This window comes from Alkaliphilus serpentinus (assembly GCF_009017255.1).
GTDB lineage: Bacteria > Bacillota > Clostridia > Peptostreptococcales > Natronincolaceae > Alkaliphilus_D > Alkaliphilus_D serpentinus.
Genome location: NZ_WBZB01000048.1, coordinates 1 through 17,258, shown reverse-complemented (window position 1 = coordinate 17,258; position 17,258 = coordinate 1). Strand labels below are relative to the sequence as shown.

Sequence of the window (17,258 nt, the reverse complement as noted above, 5' to 3'; positions counted from 1 at the left end):
ATCGAAAAAATCTCCGATAAAACGGAGATTTTATTATTATTTAAATAGAGTTGTCTTTCTTTTTATTATTAATGAAATCTATCATAACTAAAGATAAAATCATTAGAAGAGAGGCAATAAGACCATATGGAGAATAAATATAATAAATAATATCAGAATAATTACCTGTTGGTGCTAGATTCGGTTTAGGTCTTTTGAAAATTAAATCGTTTACTATAAAATTCACTGATTTTGATGTAATTGTTATAAAAATAATAACTAGAGATAGTCGTAGTAGAAAATCCTTTAATTTGTTTTGTTTGTTGCGTTTATAAAATCCTGCTATATTATTATACATGTTATGCATCCTCCCCTTTTAAGCAAGTTTTTGCGTACTGATTTGTTAATAATTGTTTGGTATTAGATCATATTAAAGTAAAAAATTCCGTATTAATTCCAATATTTGATATTTTTAATTTAACCATGCTTATCGGTAGCTTAAAACGCTTTGGACCGATACTGCCTGGATTCAGATATAACACTCCATTGATGAATTCTTCCTTAGGAGAATGGGTATGTCCACTAATTACCACATCAAAGCTCCCGGCTTTAGGGTCAATGTCAAGCTGGTTTAAGTCATGTAGTAAGTATATGTAGGTATCCTTCACCTCTATCACCTCTGTATAGTGTAATTCCTTGGCCCAATCATCCTTATCAATGTTTCCTCTTACTGCAATAACAGGAGCTATCTCCATTAACTCTTGAATAATTTCTCCTTTACCAACATCCCCTGCATGTAAAATCAAACTACAACCCTGTAGCTTTTCTAAGACTTCTGGTCTTAATAGTCCGTGGGTATCAGAAATCACACCAATAAATATATCCTCCATAATATGCTCTCCTAATTTTTATATATATAAAAATTTATTTATTTCAAACCTTTTGTTAGATGAATTAATTACCTTAGCAATCATGATGTAACCAGAAGCTTAATGATATTATCACAAATCTCCTCTACAGAATAGGTATCAGTTTCTATTGTGTAATCAGCTACACTCTTATATTTGGCCCATCTTTCTGATAACAATGCTGTTATATGGGATAAGTTCATTTTATCCCTTAACAGAGGTCGACTATCATCATCCTTTATTCGCTGGAAAATTGTCTCAGGTTGGGCCTTAAGCCAGAACACCTTGCCATTTTCTTTAAGATTATTTACATTGCTATTAATTAAAACAGCTCCACCACCACAGGAAATAACAGCATTTTTCTGCTTGCTTATTTCGGCTATCGTTTCCCTTTCAATATTTCTAAAATAGTCTTCACCATGGTTTTCAAATATTTTTGCAATAGAAGAGTTTAATCGAATTTTAATTAAATCATCTATATCAAATATATCCATTCCTAGGCTCTGAGATAGACATCTGCCAACTATTGATTTCCCAGCTCCCATGAATCCAATCAATACCACATTATATGGAAAGAGGTTCTTGGATTGATAGGTCTTGGAGGTATCTAATATTTGTCTATATATAGATTTTACTACTTCCTGATACCTAGGATCTTTAACTTCCTTAATTACCTTTTTAATTACCTCTTCTTCTCTACCAGGATGATATACTGGTAATCCCATTTGTTTTTTTGTCTCCATAATTTTAGAAACAATATCAAAGCGTTTTTCAATAAGACTAACTATTTCCTTATCACACTGATCTATATCGATTCTGAGTTTATCTAACCCTTCCATTTTTTAACCTCCTTATTTATTGGTATTTTTCCCATAAATTTCACATTTAGTCAACTACTTATTCAAAGATTAAGCCAATATACATTATCTTACTCTTATATAATTATTCATTTATTGATTCTTATGATAATCAACAAATTCTTTATACAGAGATTGGATAATCTCTTCGTCAATCTTTTGATCCAACCATATTTCTTGAGCCTTAATCCCCTGATAAAATAGCATTTGCAAGCCATTTATCCCTTTAGAGCCAATGGTTTTTGCACATTTAAGGAGCTTAGTTTGGTAGGGATTGTAGATTAAATCAAAGACCACCTCTGCACCTTGTAGATTCTCTTCCTTGATGGGGATAGAGTCTATCAAATTCCCCATTCCCAGGGGGGTAGTATTTATAATACAATCGTAAGCATCTTGAATTTTGATTATATCAATAGCTTTAACTTTATAACCTTTATTTGCTTCCTCTATATCCAGTTTTAACTCCTCAGCCCTTTTTAGATTCCTATTAGCAATGGTTACCTTAGCTGCCATTTTTATAAGCTCAAAGGCCACCACTCGGGCTCCTCCACCTGCTCCTAATATCAAAACCTTTTTATTTCTTAAATCAACTCCCTCCAGTTGTAAGGTTTTTGAAAATCCATAGCCGTCGGTATTAAACCCAATTAGCCTACCATCAGTTATTTTAACAGTATTTACAGCTCCGTAGGCCTTAGCTTCATCATCTATCTCATCAAGATACTGTAATATTTCTTCTTTGTGGGGAATAGTTACATTAAAACCCCCAAAATTTTCTCTTAAGAAGGGTATCCCATTGCCCAATTCCTGTTCCTTTATTTTTAGAGTTATATACAATCTATCTAAAGATAGTTTGTTATAGAAAAGGCTGTGAATTACTGGGGATAGGCTATGGGATATTGGATCCCCTATTACTGCAAAAGTTTTGGTATTGCTAGTAATAATTCTATTATTCAATAGTAAGAACCTCCTTTAAGACTCCTTTTAATATTTCAGTAGAAAAGAACAACTCATTCACAAGGCCTTTATTCGTTGGTAAAATAAAGGATATTTTACCATCCTTGTTCTTTTTATCACTATGGGTAGCCATAAGGATTTCTTCATAGTTTAGATTTATATTAGTATCTATATCTGTTTTCCTGATAAGGCAATAGATTTCTTTAGAGTAACCCTTAGATACTAAACCTAAAAATTCAGCAATTTTTGTTTCATAAAACATACCAACTAAAACTGCCTCACCATGGCTGTATTGCTGATAATGTGTTAATGTCTCTAGGGCATGACCAATAGTATGTCCAAAATTAAGATTCTTCCTAAGACCTGTTTCTCTTTCATCCTTGGACACAATCATAGCTTTAATTTCACAGGAGGTCTTTATAATTTCCTCAAGAACCTTTCCATTACAGTTTTTAATACCATTTAAGTTTTCTTCGATATATCTTAAAAAAGGATAATTATCAATGATACCATATTTTATCACCTCACCAAGACCACTCCTAATTTGTGATGGAGATAAGGTTTTAAGAAAGTCAGGGTCAATAATTACAGCCTTTGGTTGATGAAAGCTTCCAATAAGATTTTTCCCTTGAGGAAGGTTTATTCCAGTTTTTCCTCCTACACTACTATCCACCTGAGCAAGTAAAGTTGTTGGGATTTGATAGTAATCTATTCCCCTCATATAAATGGAGCTACAAAAGCCTGCTATATCCCCTACAACTCCACCACCAAAGGAGATAATTCCTCCATTTCTCGGGATTTTATGATCACTTAAGAATTGAAGAATCTCTTCAACTACAGCAATATTTTTGCTGCCTTCTCCTGATGGAATAACATATTTAGGGATCAATACATCTCCTAAAGCTTCCACTAATTTATCTCCATAAAGATTCTCTACAATATCATCGGTAATTATGGCAACCTCATAGTTTTTTATGTAATTTCTAAGATTTTTTAAAATACCTGCCTCTATGTAAATATTGTAGCTCCTACTGCCTAAATCAATCTTTAAGCTTGCCATCTTTTCATAATCTCCTCTTTTGAGTCTCCTCCATATTTTCTAAAGAACTCCTCAGCAATTACTGTAATAGCCACCATCTCACCAACTACCGAGGCTGCAGGAACTGCACAGGTATCACTTCGTTCTATTGATGCCGATACAGCTTCTTTGGTAATGATATCTACCGATTGCAGAGACTTATATAGTGTAGGGATTGGCTTCATTGCACATCTTATTACAATGTTTTGGCCATTGGACATCCCCCCTTCAATCCCACCAGCGTAATTGGTTTTTCTGTAATAACCCTCACTGCTATTGTAGTAAATTTCATCATGGGTTTGGGAACCTAACCTATTGGCATTTTCAAAGGCTTCACCCATCTCTACACCCTTTATTCCTTGGATACTCATTAAGGAATAAGCCAGTTTTGCATCCAATTTTCGATCCCAGTGGACATAGCTACCCAATCCTACTGGAACTCCTACAATATGTACCTCAAATATGCCACCTAAAGATTCACCCACCAGCTTTGCATCTTGGATTTTTTGAAGGATTGTCTCTTCAGTGGATTTTTCAATACACCTGACAGGAGAGGAGTCTGCGGCTTTGATTAGGTTTATATCTTGTGTTCCATCACTTACGGAAGCTCCACCAATTGCGATAACATGACTTAAAACATTGATATTGAAATCTTTTAAAATTCCCTTAAGGATACTCCCAGCTGCAACTCGTACAGCAGTTTCTCGAGCACTACTTCTTTCTAATACATTTCTGATATCGTCAAAGGAGTACTTTTGAATTCCGCTTAAATCTGCATGTCCAGGCCTTGGTCTAGTTACCCTTCGATCTTCTTTATTGTTACCATCAATACTCATGTATTCCTGCCAATTCTCATAGTCTTTATTCTGAATTAAAAAGGATATGGGGCTTCCTAGGGTCTTTCCTCCCCTTATTCCTGATAGTATCTCAATTTTATCCTTTTCAATATCCATTCTTGGACCTCTGCCATAGCCCAACTGTCTTCTGGCTAAATCCTTGTTAATGGAGTCCAAATCTATGGTGAAATTGGCTGGAACTCCCTCAATAATCCCAACAAGGGATTTTCCATGGGATTCTCCGGCTGTTAAAATTCTTATCAAATCATTTACCTCCCCACAATTATTTAACGATTTCCTTTAATTTATCATAAAAATCTGGAAAGGAAACTGCGATACACTGATCATTGTTAATGTTGATACTCCCTTCAGAGAAAAGACCGCATATAGCTAAGGACATTGCAACCCTATGATCATTGTAGCTTTCTACTGTCGCACCTTTTATCCTATTGGGTCCTTCAATTTCCATTCCATCTGGTAAATCTTTTATCTTAATACCCAGTTTTGTCATTTCATTAACCATGGCAGCAATTCTATTGGATTCCTTGTATTTCAATTCCTCTGCTCCTCTTATGATGGTTTTACCCTCTGCTAGGGCTGCAGCAACGGCAATAATAGGAATTTCGTCAATTAATCGTGGAATGATTTCCTTAGAAATAACTGTACCCTTGAGTTTACATCCCTCAATAATAAGATCTCCGATTTCTTCTCCACCGCTGATACGAAGATTATCTAGCTGAATTATAGCTCCCATGCTTCTCAGGACATCGATTATACCAGTTCTAGTAGGATTTAATCCAATATTTTTTAACCTAAGATGGGACCCTGGCAAAAGGGCAGCTGCTACCATAAAGAAGGCACCAGAGGATATATCTCCGGGGATCTCCAGCTTTTGAGGATATAATTCTGAAGGACTAAGGATTACAGCGTCATTATGATACTGAATATTTCCTCCAAAGGCCTTTAGCATTCTTTCAGTATGATCCCTACTTTGAGGAGCTTCATAAACTAGTGTTTCACCCGTTGCATAGAGGCCAGCCATTAATATAGCTGATTTAACCTGAGCACTTGAGATAGGCGATTTGTATTGGATTCCCATCAAATTTCCACCCCTTATAGATAGAGGGGCAAGCCTTCCGTTATCTCTACCTTCAATTTTTGCTCCCATTTCCTGTAATGGTGCTACAATTCTTGCCATAGGGCGTTTTCTTAGAGATGCGTCTCCAGTAATGATGGTCAGAAAGCTTTGTCCAGCTAAAATACCTGATAGCAAACGTAGAGTTGTACCTGAATTGCCAGCATTTATGATATCTTCAGGTTCCTTTAAACCCCAAAGGCCCCTTCCCTTCACTTCTACCCTCGAAGCATCCATGTTGATTTCAACCCCTAAAGCCTTCATGGCATTTATGGTACTTAGAGTATCTTGAGATATTAAAAAATTTTTAATGATACTTTTTCCTTGGGTGATACCAGCCAGCATGATTCCTCTATGGGAAATTGATTTATCGCCTGGAATAGATAATTCTCCCGTTATATAATGGGCTTTCTTAAAAGCCATATTAATCCCACCAATCTTTATTAGTAAATCCATAGTACTATTATTTTCTTCTTGAGAAGGAAAATTAATTCCATAAATATGTAATCTATTATAGCATAAAAAAACTGCCATGATGGCAGTTTTTATTATTTTGCATATTCTATAGCTCTTGTTTCCCTTATTACGTTTACCTTTATCTGACCTGGATATTCCAGATCACTTTCTATACGTTTCGTTATGTCTCGGGCCAATAGAATAATATCTTCGTCGTTGTATGATTCAGGTTTAACTAATATTCTTATCTCCCTACCCGCTTGTATAGCAAAGGATTTTTCTACACCTTCGAAATCGTTGGCGATTTCTTCAAGCTTTTCTAGACGCTTGATATAAGATTCTAATGTTTCTCTTCTTGCACCTGGTCTTGCGGCAGAAATTGCATCTGCTGCAGTCACAAGAATTGCTTCGATGGATTGTGGCTCGTAATCACCATGATGGGTGGACATTGAGTGGATAACGTCTTTAGATTCCTTATACTTTCTAAGTAGCTCCATTCCAATTTCCACATGGGTACCTTCCACCTCGTGGTCTACTGCTTTTCCAATGTCATGGAGTAGGCCTGATCTCTTAGCTAGCTTTACGTCGGTTCCTAATTCTGCTGCCATAATACCTGCTAGATGAGATACCTCTATAGAATGCTTTAGCACATTTTGGCCATAGCTTGTTCTATATTTTAGACGACCTAAAAGCTTAACTAATTCAGGATGAAGTCCGTGTATTCCTACCTCAAAGGTAGCTTGCTCTCCTTCTTCCTTAATAATTGTATCCACTTCTCTTTTGGCCTTTTCAACCATTTCTTCAATCCTTGCAGGGTGGATTCTACCATCAACAATAAGCTTTTCTAAAGCGATTCTTGCTACTTCCCTTCTAATTGGATCAAATCCTGATAAAATAACTGCTTCTGGAGTATCATCAATAATTAGGTCAATGCCAGTCATTGTTTCCAATGTTCTAATATTTCGACCTTCCCTACCGATGATTCTACCCTTCATTTCATCATTTGGAAGGGATACTACTGTTACTGTTGTTTCAGCAACATGATCTGCTGCACATTTCTGAATTGAATAGGTTATAATTTCTCTAGCTCTTTTTTCTGCTTCTTCTTTGGCCTTACTCTCAATATCCTTAATCATCATAGCAGACTCGTATCTTATGTCCTTTTCGATGTCATTTAAAAGAAGCAATCTTGCTTCCTCTGAGGTTAGACCAGACAATTCTTCTAACTTTTTGATTTCCAATTCATAAAGTTGATTAATCTCTTGTTGTTTATCGTCCAAATCCTTGAGTTTTTTAGATAATCGTTCTTCCTTTTGCTCTAAGCCTTCTGATTTCTTATCTAAAGCTTCCTCTTTTTGGATTAATCTCCTCTCAATTCGTTGCAGCTCGTTTCGCCTTTCTCTACTTTCTCGTTCAAATTCATTACGTAGCTTATGAACTTCTTCCTTAGCTTCAAGTAATACTTCTTTCTTAGAGGTTTCAGCATCCCTCTGTGCATCTTCTAAAAGCTTTTTTGATAATTCTTCTGCACTACCAATTTTTCGCTCCGCAATGTTTTTTCGAATCAAATAGCCGATAAGGCATCCTACCACAGTTGCAACTAAGCTAAAAATTATGGTTTGACTATTAATATGTGGACACCTCCTTATATTAAGTTTTAAGCAGAGCTACAGTTTAATATGTAACCCCTAAAATCGCTACGAAAAAAAGTCAAAAATCATCACGATTTGTATTAATTGTATATCTTTTTTTTTGCCGTGTCAAGTTGATTACCATTTAGACCTTTCCTATGAGGAAAAGGTTTTCAAAGGACTATACTTTAAAGTAAAAAGCTGGAGAAATAATCTCCAGCTCAGACAATCAAAAATTTATCTTGTTCTTGCTACTCTTCTTCTACAGTGGCTACAACCTCGCTTTTTCCACCATATTGAGTTAGACCGTAATGCTGACGAATTTTATTTTCAACCTCTAATGAGATATCGGGATTTTCCTTTAGGAATTGCTTTGCATTTTCTCTCCCTTGACCTAATCGATGGTCGCCATAGCTATACCATGCCCCAGCTTTTTTAATGATATCTAGATTGGAGGCAACATCTAATATATCTCCCGTTTTAGATATACCTTCTCCATACATGATATCAAATTCAGCTTGTTTGAAGGGTGGAGCTACTTTGTTTTTTACAACCTTCACCCTTGTTCTATTACCAATAACGTCATTTCCCTGCTTTATTACATCAATCTTTCTTACATCCAATCTTACTGAGGCATAGAATTTCAGCGCTTTACCACCAGTTGTAGTTTCAGGATTTCCAAACATTACCCCGATTTTTTCCCTCAGCTGATTGATAAAAATTGCTGTAGCATTAGATTTATTCACGGCACCAGCAAGCTTTCTTAATGCCTGTGACATTAATCGAGCTTGAAGTCCAACGTGGGAATCTCCCATTTCGCCTTCTATTTCGGCCTTTGGTACTAGAGCTGCTACTGAGTCGACTACTATAACATCTATAGCTCCACTTCTAACCAATGCTTCTGCTATTTCTAATGCCTGTTCACCAGTATCTGGCTGAGAAACGATTAACTCCTCGATATTTACTCCTAATTTTTTTGCATAGGCTGGATCTAAAGCATGCTCTGCATCTATAAAGGCAGCGGAACCACCATTTTTTTGAGCCTCTGCAATAATATGTAGAGTAACGGTTGTTTTACCAGATGATTCAGGACCATATATTTCAACGATTCTACCTCTAGGTACTCCACCAATCCCTAAGGCTATATCTAAATCTATTGAACCAGAGGAAATACACTCTAAATTAAGCTTAGCCTCTGCGCCAAGCTTCATAATTGAGCCCTTTCCAAACTGCTTCTCTATTTGATTGATTGCTAATTCCAGTGCTTTTTTCTTCTCCATCATCCCATATGTCAGACTTTTGTCTGACCTCACCTACCTTTCACCTTTTCGAACATTTGTTCTTTTTTATCATTATAACCCATTTAGATTATAAGGTCAAATAGAATTTTGTAAATTATTTAATGAAAGTCTTAATTGATTTAAGCCATTGTAGACAGCTAATTGCTGAATTCTGCTTCTTGGTCCATAAAATTGGTATTTTAATACCTCCATTCCGGTTGGGGTATATACTCCAATATAAACTAAACCCACAGGCTTTTCAGGTGTCCCCCCCGTTGGACCAGCGATTCCTGTTATGGATATGCCACAGCTTGTCTGGGTTTTATCCTTTAAACCAATTAGCATCTCCATGGCAGTTTCTTTACTTACTGCACCATGTTCTTCTATTGTTTCTTTCGCCACAGAAAGCTCCTTAATTTTAAACTCATTGCTATAGGTTACATAGCCACCGTCAAAAACCCTAGAAATACCCGAAACTCCCGTTAATACTGAGGCCAATAATCCCCCAGTGCAGGATTCTGCTGTAGATAGGGTGTAATTTTTTTCTTGAAGGAGGTAAAAAATTCTTTCTTCTAGACTTTCTCCTTTAAGACTATAGATATATTTTTGATATCTTTTCTTAATCTCTTCTATTATGGGCTCTAAGATATTGTCTATATCCTCATTGTTCCTTCCTGATGCCGTTAAGGTTAAGGTCAACTTTCCATTTAAGGCATAGATTCCATAAATCACATTTTGATGATCTTTAATTATGTCATCAATGGATTCCTCAAATGAAGATTCACCTAACCCAATAATTTCAATGCTGACGGTCTTTGTGGGAACTTTAATGATCTCCCTTAGGTAGGAAAGTACTTCATTATCAAACATTAGCTTCATCTCTAAAGGAGGACCAGGAATTGCATAAATTTTCTTATCTAGTGCTTCGACTAAAAATCCTGGAGCTGTACCAATTGGATTGGGTAAAATTTTAGAACCCTTTGGAAAATAAGCTTGTCTTATATTGTTGGCAGCACAGCTTTTATATCTGCTTTCAATTTGGTGCTGTATATGTTTATGAATATCTTCATTGAGCTCTAATGGGTTTCCCGTTGCGGCTGCAATCGCATCTCGTGTAATATCGTCAAGGGTAGGACCTAAACCCCCTATGGTAATAATGACATCAGAAGTGGAAAAGCAGAAGTTTAAGCCATTAACTAATCCCTTCATTTCGTCACCTACTATTAATTTGTTTTCTATAGTAAAGCCCTGATTAACTAACTCCTTAGCAATATAATAGGAATTGGTATCTATGGTCTTCCCCTTTAATAGCTCAGTTCCGATACAAATTATGGATGCCTTCATAGAGATTGAGTTCCTCCCTTTAGTTTAAAAGATGCCATAGGGCATCTTTTAAAGTTGAAAATTGATAGTTGAAAATTGAAAATTAGAGTCAATGTTAATAATTAATAATAAAAACCAAAGAATTATCCTTCCCCCTAGTGTTTCAACACATGCTTATTAAGCTTAATATAATCGACGCCGGATATAACGGTTAAAATTACTGCTGCCCAAAGCATTATTGTATCGAAGGGGATATTAATATAGCTAAAGGGAAAATTATTAATCATAATAAATATAATTGCAAGAATCTGTGTAATAGTCTTTAGTTTCCCCCACCAACTGGCGGCCATTACGATTCCTTCGGCAGCTGCAACAGCTCTTAAAACACTAATGGTAAATTCTCTAGCAATGATAATAACAACAACCCAAGCAGATAACCTTCCCATTTGAACAAGGGAGATCAGTGCTGCTGAAACCAGCAATTTATCTGCTAGAGGGTCTATAAACTTACCAAAGGTGGTAATTTGATTATTCTTTCTTGCAATATAACCATCGAGGGTGTCGGTTATGGCTGCCAATATAAAAATGGCGGTGGCAATTGCGACCCCATACGGTATTCGATTTAATAAGAAAATCATAAATATTGGGACCAACAATATTCTTAAAATTGTTAACTTATTTGCTAAATTCATTTACTTCCTCTCCCATCAAATCATATTCTAATGCTCCATTTACCTTAACCTTAACAATTTCACCAATTTCTATTTTTCTTTTAGCTTGAAGATAAACAAGGCCATCTATTTCTGGAGCATCCCCTCTAGTCCTACCCATGTATTCCTTTCCATCTACAAGACTTTCCTCTACTAAAACCTCTAGGGTTTTACTTACTTGTAACTGATTTTTCTCTAAGGATATTTGCTGCTGAAGCCTCATGATTTCATCTCTTCTAGCTTCCTTTACTTTATCCTTTACCTGCTTCTTAAGCTTTGCTGCAGGTGTATCCTCCTCCTTAGAGTAGGCGAATACCCCTAAACGGTCAAATCTAAATTCTTTAACAAAATCCTTTAGTTCTTGATATTCTTTTTCTTCTTCCCCAGGAAAACCTACAATTAAGGAGGTTCTCAAAACGATATTGGGCATCTTATCTCTTAATTTATATATAAGACTAACAATATCCTCCTTGCTGGTTCTTCTATTCATCCTTTTAAGAATGGTATTACTGCAATGTTGAATTGGCATGTCTAAATACTGGCAAATTTTTTTACTATTTGCCATGGTTGCTATCAGCTGATCTGTAATCTTTTCCGGATAAGCATATAGAAGTCTAATCCATTGTAATCCCTCAATGAGTTCTAGTTCTTCTAACAGTTGAGGTAGCATCAGTTCTCCATATAGATCCTTACCGTATCCAGTAGTATCTTGAGCAATTAAAATGATTTCCTTCACTCCCTTAGATACCAGTTCTTTTGCCTCATTTACAATACTTTCTATTTTCCTGCTTCTATATTTACCCCTAAGCTTAGGTATAATACAGTAGGTACAGAAATTATCGCAGCCATCAGAAATTTTCAAATAAGCCATATGGGTTGGAGTGGTTTGGTAACGAGGTAGAGCTTCATCGAAAATATCGTCAATATTACCCACTTTAACAATCCTATTCCCTTCAAGGCTATTATGAATGGTTTCTACCACTGTGTGGTAATTACCAGTGCCTATAACTGCATCTACCTCTGGAAGTTCCTCTATTAGTTGTTGAGAGTATCTTTCTCCTAAACAACCTGAAACTATTAGAAGCTTTAAGCCCTTATCCTTAAGCATACCTAATTCAATAATTTTATTTATAGACTCTTCCTTGGCAGCTTCGATAAAGCCACAGGTGTTAACAATTATAACATCTGCCTTGTCCTTATTAGTAGTCAGATTATATCCATACTTATTTAGGATTCCCAGCATGATTTCTGCATCTATAAGGTTTTTTGCACAGCCAAGGGATTCAACGTAAATAGATAATGTCATTCCTTAGTCTCCCCTTCTACTTTCCTATGATAGTTCATTAATTCTTCTATAGCTTCTTCAATTTTATCATAATTTATGGTTAAGTCATAATGATATTTTTCAATTGAATGCTGATATAAAGGATCATAATAATGAACAAGTAAATCCTTTGCAACTAAGGAATATTGATCTTTATTAATCCATTGAATATATTGATCAATCTTTTCATTTCCAAGGCGTTTTCGAAGCTTATTTGCTGCTTTTGCAAGCTGTTGGTTATTGGATTTTTCTTGGTTTACATAGCTTTCCAGTAATATATTAATTCTATTGTCCTCATTGGTTTCAATTAGGACATGTTTACCCTTCACCATTTTATCCATTAGCCTATTTGAAAGGGATACATTTCCGATTCGTTGGCTTTCACTTTCCACAAAAATAACTCGATCCTTATATTTTAACAGATGTTCTACAACAGTATTTTCAAAGTTCTTTTGAGTTACCCTGTTGCCCTCACCAATATGTCCAAATACTGAGCCCTTATTATGGGCTAACCCCTCAAGGTCTAAAATAGGATATCTCCTTTTCTCTAATTCAAGAAGAATTTTTGTTTTACCGACTCCTGTGGGACCATGAAGAACAATAAAGTTGTAATCCTTTAATTCTTCAAGGATTTTTAAAATATAGTTCCTATATTTTTTTACTCCTCCCTCTAGCTGGTAGATGTTCTTAATTCCCATTAAATCTAAGAGTTTTAGAAAGGAGGTACTTCTTAAGCCACCCCTTGCACAGAAAACGATTATATTTTCATACTCCTTAGATAAACTTAGGAGGGTTGAATAATATTCTGAAAGCTTTGGTGCTACCATCTCTAGCCCTCTCTTTTTAGCAGCAATGGTTCCTTCCTCTTTGTAAATAATTCCTATTTCAACTCGCTCTTCATTATCTAAAAGGGGAATATTGATGGCATTAGGGATGGTTCCAGCCTCATATTCTAGAGGAGATCGTACATCGATGAATATTTTATTGTTTAAATTATTTGCTTCTTCAAAATCTAACTGCTTCATCCTTTGCTTCACCTTCGTTTATAATAGTTAAAAGTGAAAAATGTAAAGTGAAAAGTTATAAAAGACTAACCCTTAATTTTTCGTCTTAACTAAAGTTTATGTTTTTATTTTAATGTATATTATTTTTAAATGCTACCTTCAATGTTGATGTAAAATATAGTACTATATACTGCTTACTTATTAATTATCAATTTATTACTTATCTCATTATTTATATTTCTCACTTTTGATTTGTAGTTTTTCACTTTTAATTTTTCACTTTTAATTTTTAACCTATTCTTCTATCCCAAGATTCTCTATACTGCTAATTAAAACCTGTCGGGGCTTACTTCCCTCATGGGGGCCAACGATGCCTCGTTCCTCCATGTCATCAATCAATCTAGCGGCACGATTGTAGCCTATTCTTAGGCGTCGTTGCAGCATTGAAATAGAAGCCTGCTGACTTTCAACCACCATAACCACGGCTCTGTCGAAGAAATCATCTGTACTTGACATATCTAAACTTTCACCTTGATCTAGCTTATCGATAATTTCTGTTTCATAATGGGGCTTTTCAATTTGGTTTTTTATAAAGGTTACAACCCTTTCAACCTCTTTTTCAGAAACAAAGGCCCCTTGTAATCTTATTGGCTTATTGGCTCCAATAGGATAAAATAGCATATCACCCTTACCTAATAGCTTCTCTGCTCCGCCCATGTCCAGGATGGTTCGTGAATCCGTTTGGGAAGCAACAGAAAATGCTATTCTAGATGGGATATTGGCTTTTATAATTCCAGTTATAACATCCACCGAAGGACGTTGGGTGGCTAATATCAAATGAATTCCTGCAGCTCTAGCCATTTGGGCAAGACGACATATTGCATCTTCAACCTCATTGGCTGCAACCATCATTAAATCTGCCAGCTCATCAATAATAATAACAACAAAAGGCAGTTTAAGCTCTGGAGCTTTATCATTATAGGTTTTAATATCCTTCACATGATTTTCAGCAAAAAGTTTATATCTTCTAGTCATTTCTTGTACAGCCCAATTTAAAGCACTGGTTACCTTTTTAGGATCAGTAACAACAGGAATCATTAAATGTGGAATTCCATTATAATGGTTTAACTCCACCACCTTAGGATCAATTAAAATTAATCGAACATCTTCAGGTCTTGAACTGTATAAAAGACTTAATATCAATGTATTAATACATACACTCTTACCTGAGCCTGTTGCCCCTGCGATTAATAAATGAGGCATTTTACTAATGTCCGTTACAACAGGTGTACCAGATATATCCTTTCCTAAGGCAAAGGGTAAATTTCCTGCTGTAGCTTTAAAATTATTACTATCAACTACTTCCCTTAAGGTAACCATTGAGATATCCTCATTGGGTATTTCAATACCAATGGCTGCTTTCCCAGGTATTGGTGCCTCAATACGGATGGCCGGGGCCGCCATATTAAGGGCAATATCGTCATTTAAATTAACAATTTTACTTACCTTAACTCCAACACTTGGCTGAAGCTCATATCTTGTTATTACAGGGCCTTTGCTAACCTGTAAAACCTTTGCCTCTACCCCAAAATTTTTAAGGGTCTCCTCCAGTAGCTTAGCATTTTTAACAAGTTTTCTTTTATCATCCTTTGTAGAAAGCTGATCTACTTGATTTAGTAAAGAGATGTTTGGTAAATTATATTCAATTTTATTTGTCTCATAATAATCTCCCACCTGTAATTGGATGCCTTCCTCTTCCTTTTCAGGAGTGAATTTCTCCTTCTTAACCGTCTCCTTAGATTCTTCCTGCTTATCATTTAAGGCAAAATCTAAAATTTTAATTTTCTCATCTATATCTCTTTTATCTAAGGCTACCGCCATTTCTTCCATAGAAATATCACCCTTTATAACGGGTTCTTCTTTAAGAGTGAAGTCTGGATCTTCATCTATAGTGGCCAAGCCTGATAGCGATCTTTTAAAGATATGAAAGCTCTTAAAAATAAAATCCTTTACTCCCCTTAAAAAGGATAACAGAGATGTTTTAGTATATAGTAGGGTGGATATAATTAGTAAACTAGTGATTATAATAATACCTGCAATATCACCAAAAAGCTTCACTATGATACTAGTAAAACCATAGCCTATTAAGCCTCCACCATTCCCTTCTACACCTTGAGAATAAGTGAACCTTACTCCGTCTGTAAAATTCAAACCTTTTAATTCTTTAGTGATTACTAGATTATCTCCGATGGAAAAATAAAAGAGTATACAAATAAATCCTATGCTAAAGTATAAAATATTACTTTTATCCTTCCAAAATAAAGTGTTGGTAAATATTAAAATACCACAGGTTATGATTATGTAGGGTAATATATAGGCTGCATTTGCAAATAATCCCTTTAATAGATTTTTAATGGCTTCTCCGACGGCTCCAGCTCCATTGGTATGCATTGCAACCAGTAGCACTAGGCCAATGGCTATTAGAAACAAACCCTTAATTTCATGGTTAACTTTAGATAAATCGAAGGTTGCTGTTTTTTGTTTTCTAGTTCGTTTATTCATCATATCACCCCGGTATTATTTCTCTGTCAAAAGTTCAGAGTCATTAAGTAAAGCGCAGTAAACTGCGCTTTACTATTAATACCATTTTACATCATAATTTAGAAATCTACAAATAATTTACCTCCCAATTCCTTTATTAATTTTTGAAGGGCTGATCCTCTTGATTGGATTTATTTAGGTTAATAAGTTCCTTTAATTTATTTAAGGCCTTATCTAAGCCTCCTACCTCATTTATCAATCCTTTTTCAACGGCTTCTTTTCCTATAAGGATGGTTCCTATATCATTAGCAAACTCATCAGTTGAATTCATTAGATCAAAGAACTCATCTCTGTTCACCTTAGAGGTCCTTACTACAAAATCGATAATTCTATCTTGCATTTTACTAAAGTACTTGAAGGTTTGCGGAACTCCTATCACCAAACCATTCATTCTTATTGGATGGATAGTCATTGTACCTGAGGGGGCAATAAAGGAATAATCCCCGGATGTGGCAAGGGGAACACCTATACTATGGCTTCCTCCTAATACTAAAGTGACCTTTGGCTTAGAAATGCTGTTAACCAACTCAGAGATTGCCAAACCTGCTTCAACATCACCACCTACTGTATTTAAAATAATTAACAATCCTTCTATTTTGGGATTTTCTTCTACAGCTGTTAATTGTGGAATGATATGCTCGTATTTGGTTGATTTATTCTGAGGTGGTGCCACCATATGGCCTTCTATGTGCCCAATAATCGTTATTATGTGTATATTTTCCTCCCTGCTGGGTATGTTATCTGTACCTAATGCTGCAATATTGGCTAAATTGGCTTCTTGTTGGTCAGGCTTGTTCGATTCATTTGGATTAATCGGCATTTCTCCCTTTGATTTTTTAGAGCTAGAATTCCCATAATTTTTATACAAATAATCATTTGTAAATTCATCTGTATTAAAAAAGTCTCTTGTCATCCTCTCACCTCAATTAATATAATATAGCTATATTTTTACCTAATCTCCTGTATATATTCTGTTGAGGATTATAATAAAAAGAAAAAGCTCGTTATAAAATAGCTATGATTCCAAAGAACAAAAGCATTTCATGCGTTAATTTTCTATGGTTAAAATGCTTTTGTTTTCCAGAGAACCCATGCGTTCTCTAGGACACTTCCTTGTACTCTCCTTATTTTTATAAGGGGAGGGGCCCCTTAAAATCCCCCATTTAATAGGAAAAAAGAACT

The 17,258-nt window shown here is 35.4% G+C and carries 15 protein-coding genes; all 15 read right to left on the bottom strand.

Annotation, left to right across the window (positions count from 1 at the left end; translation table 11 throughout):
• Positions 1 to 40: 40 nt before the first annotated feature.
• Positions 41 to 337 (bottom strand): hypothetical protein, encoded by a 297-nt coding sequence (locus F8153_RS13285; protein WP_151866844.1) that lies wholly within the window; start codon positions 335 to 337, stop codon positions 41 to 43.
• A 67-nt stretch (positions 338 to 404) separates the two neighbouring features.
• Positions 405 to 869 (bottom strand): metallophosphoesterase family protein, encoded by a 465-nt coding sequence (locus tag F8153_RS13280; RefSeq protein WP_151866843.1) that lies wholly within the window; start codon positions 867 to 869, stop codon positions 405 to 407.
• A gap of 80 nt (positions 870 to 949) precedes the next feature.
• A complete protein-coding gene (locus F8153_RS13275; RefSeq protein ID WP_151866842.1) occupies positions 950 to 1,726 on the bottom strand; it encodes a chorismate mutase in 777 nt (258 codons plus the stop codon).
• 111 nt (positions 1,727 to 1,837) lie between these two features.
• Positions 1,838 to 2,698 (bottom strand): shikimate dehydrogenase, encoded by an 861-nt coding sequence (gene aroE, locus F8153_RS13270; RefSeq protein WP_151866841.1) that lies wholly within the window; start codon positions 2,696 to 2,698, stop codon positions 1,838 to 1,840.
• Positions 2,691 to 3,758, bottom strand: a complete 1,068-nt coding sequence (gene aroB, locus F8153_RS13265) for a 3-dehydroquinate synthase (protein WP_151866840.1) — start codon at positions 3,756 to 3,758, stop codon at positions 2,691 to 2,693. The genes aroE and aroB overlap by 8 nt, the downstream gene beginning before the upstream one ends.
• The gene (gene aroC / locus F8153_RS13260; RefSeq protein ID WP_151866839.1) at positions 3,746 to 4,876 is read right to left on the bottom strand and encodes a chorismate synthase; all 1,131 of its coding nucleotides are present in this window, start codon (positions 4,874 to 4,876) and stop codon (positions 3,746 to 3,748) included. The genes aroB and aroC overlap by 13 nt, the downstream gene beginning before the upstream one ends.
• Before the next feature lie 19 nt (positions 4,877 to 4,895).
• The gene (gene aroA, locus F8153_RS13255; RefSeq protein ID WP_151866838.1) at positions 4,896 to 6,203 is read right to left on the bottom strand and encodes a 3-phosphoshikimate 1-carboxyvinyltransferase; all 1,308 of its coding nucleotides are present in this window, start codon (positions 6,201 to 6,203) and stop codon (positions 4,896 to 4,898) included.
• A 92-nt stretch (positions 6,204 to 6,295) separates the two neighbouring features.
• Positions 6,296 to 7,834, bottom strand: a complete 1,539-nt coding sequence (gene rny, locus F8153_RS13250; RefSeq protein WP_151866837.1) for a ribonuclease Y — start codon at positions 7,832 to 7,834, stop codon at positions 6,296 to 6,298.
• Positions 7,835 to 8,085: 251 nt separating this feature from the next.
• The gene (gene recA, locus F8153_RS13245) at positions 8,086 to 9,114 is read right to left on the bottom strand and encodes a recombinase RecA (RefSeq protein ID WP_330577790.1); all 1,029 of its coding nucleotides are present in this window, start codon (positions 9,112 to 9,114) and stop codon (positions 8,086 to 8,088) included.
• 96 nt (positions 9,115 to 9,210) lie between these two features.
• On the bottom strand, positions 9,211 to 10,458 hold the full coding sequence (locus F8153_RS13240; protein ID WP_151866836.1) for a competence/damage-inducible protein A: 1,248 nt from the start codon (positions 10,456 to 10,458) through the stop codon (positions 9,211 to 9,213).
• Between the two features lie 134 nt (positions 10,459 to 10,592).
• Positions 10,593 to 11,129, bottom strand: coding sequence for a CDP-diacylglycerol--glycerol-3-phosphate 3-phosphatidyltransferase (gene pgsA, locus F8153_RS13235; RefSeq protein ID WP_151866835.1), 537 nt, complete (start codon positions 11,127 to 11,129; stop codon positions 10,593 to 10,595).
• Positions 11,113 to 12,453 (bottom strand): 30S ribosomal protein S12 methylthiotransferase RimO, encoded by a 1,341-nt coding sequence (gene rimO / locus F8153_RS13230; RefSeq protein ID WP_151866834.1) that lies wholly within the window; start codon positions 12,451 to 12,453, stop codon positions 11,113 to 11,115. Before rimO ends, pgsA begins: the two co-directional genes overlap by 17 nt.
• A complete protein-coding gene (gene mnmH / locus F8153_RS13225) occupies positions 12,450 to 13,496 on the bottom strand; it encodes a tRNA 2-selenouridine(34) synthase MnmH (RefSeq protein ID WP_151866833.1) in 1,047 nt (348 codons plus the stop codon). The genes rimO and mnmH overlap by 4 nt, the downstream gene beginning before the upstream one ends.
• A 273-nt stretch (positions 13,497 to 13,769) precedes the next feature.
• Entirely contained in the window at positions 13,770 to 16,037 is a 2,268-nt protein-coding gene (locus F8153_RS13220) for a DNA translocase FtsK (RefSeq protein WP_151866832.1), read from the bottom strand.
• Between the two features lie 136 nt (positions 16,038 to 16,173).
• Entirely contained in the window at positions 16,174 to 16,989 is an 816-nt protein-coding gene (locus F8153_RS13215) for a ClpP family protease (protein WP_192929819.1), read from the bottom strand.
• Positions 16,990 to 17,258: the final 269 nt, after the last annotated feature.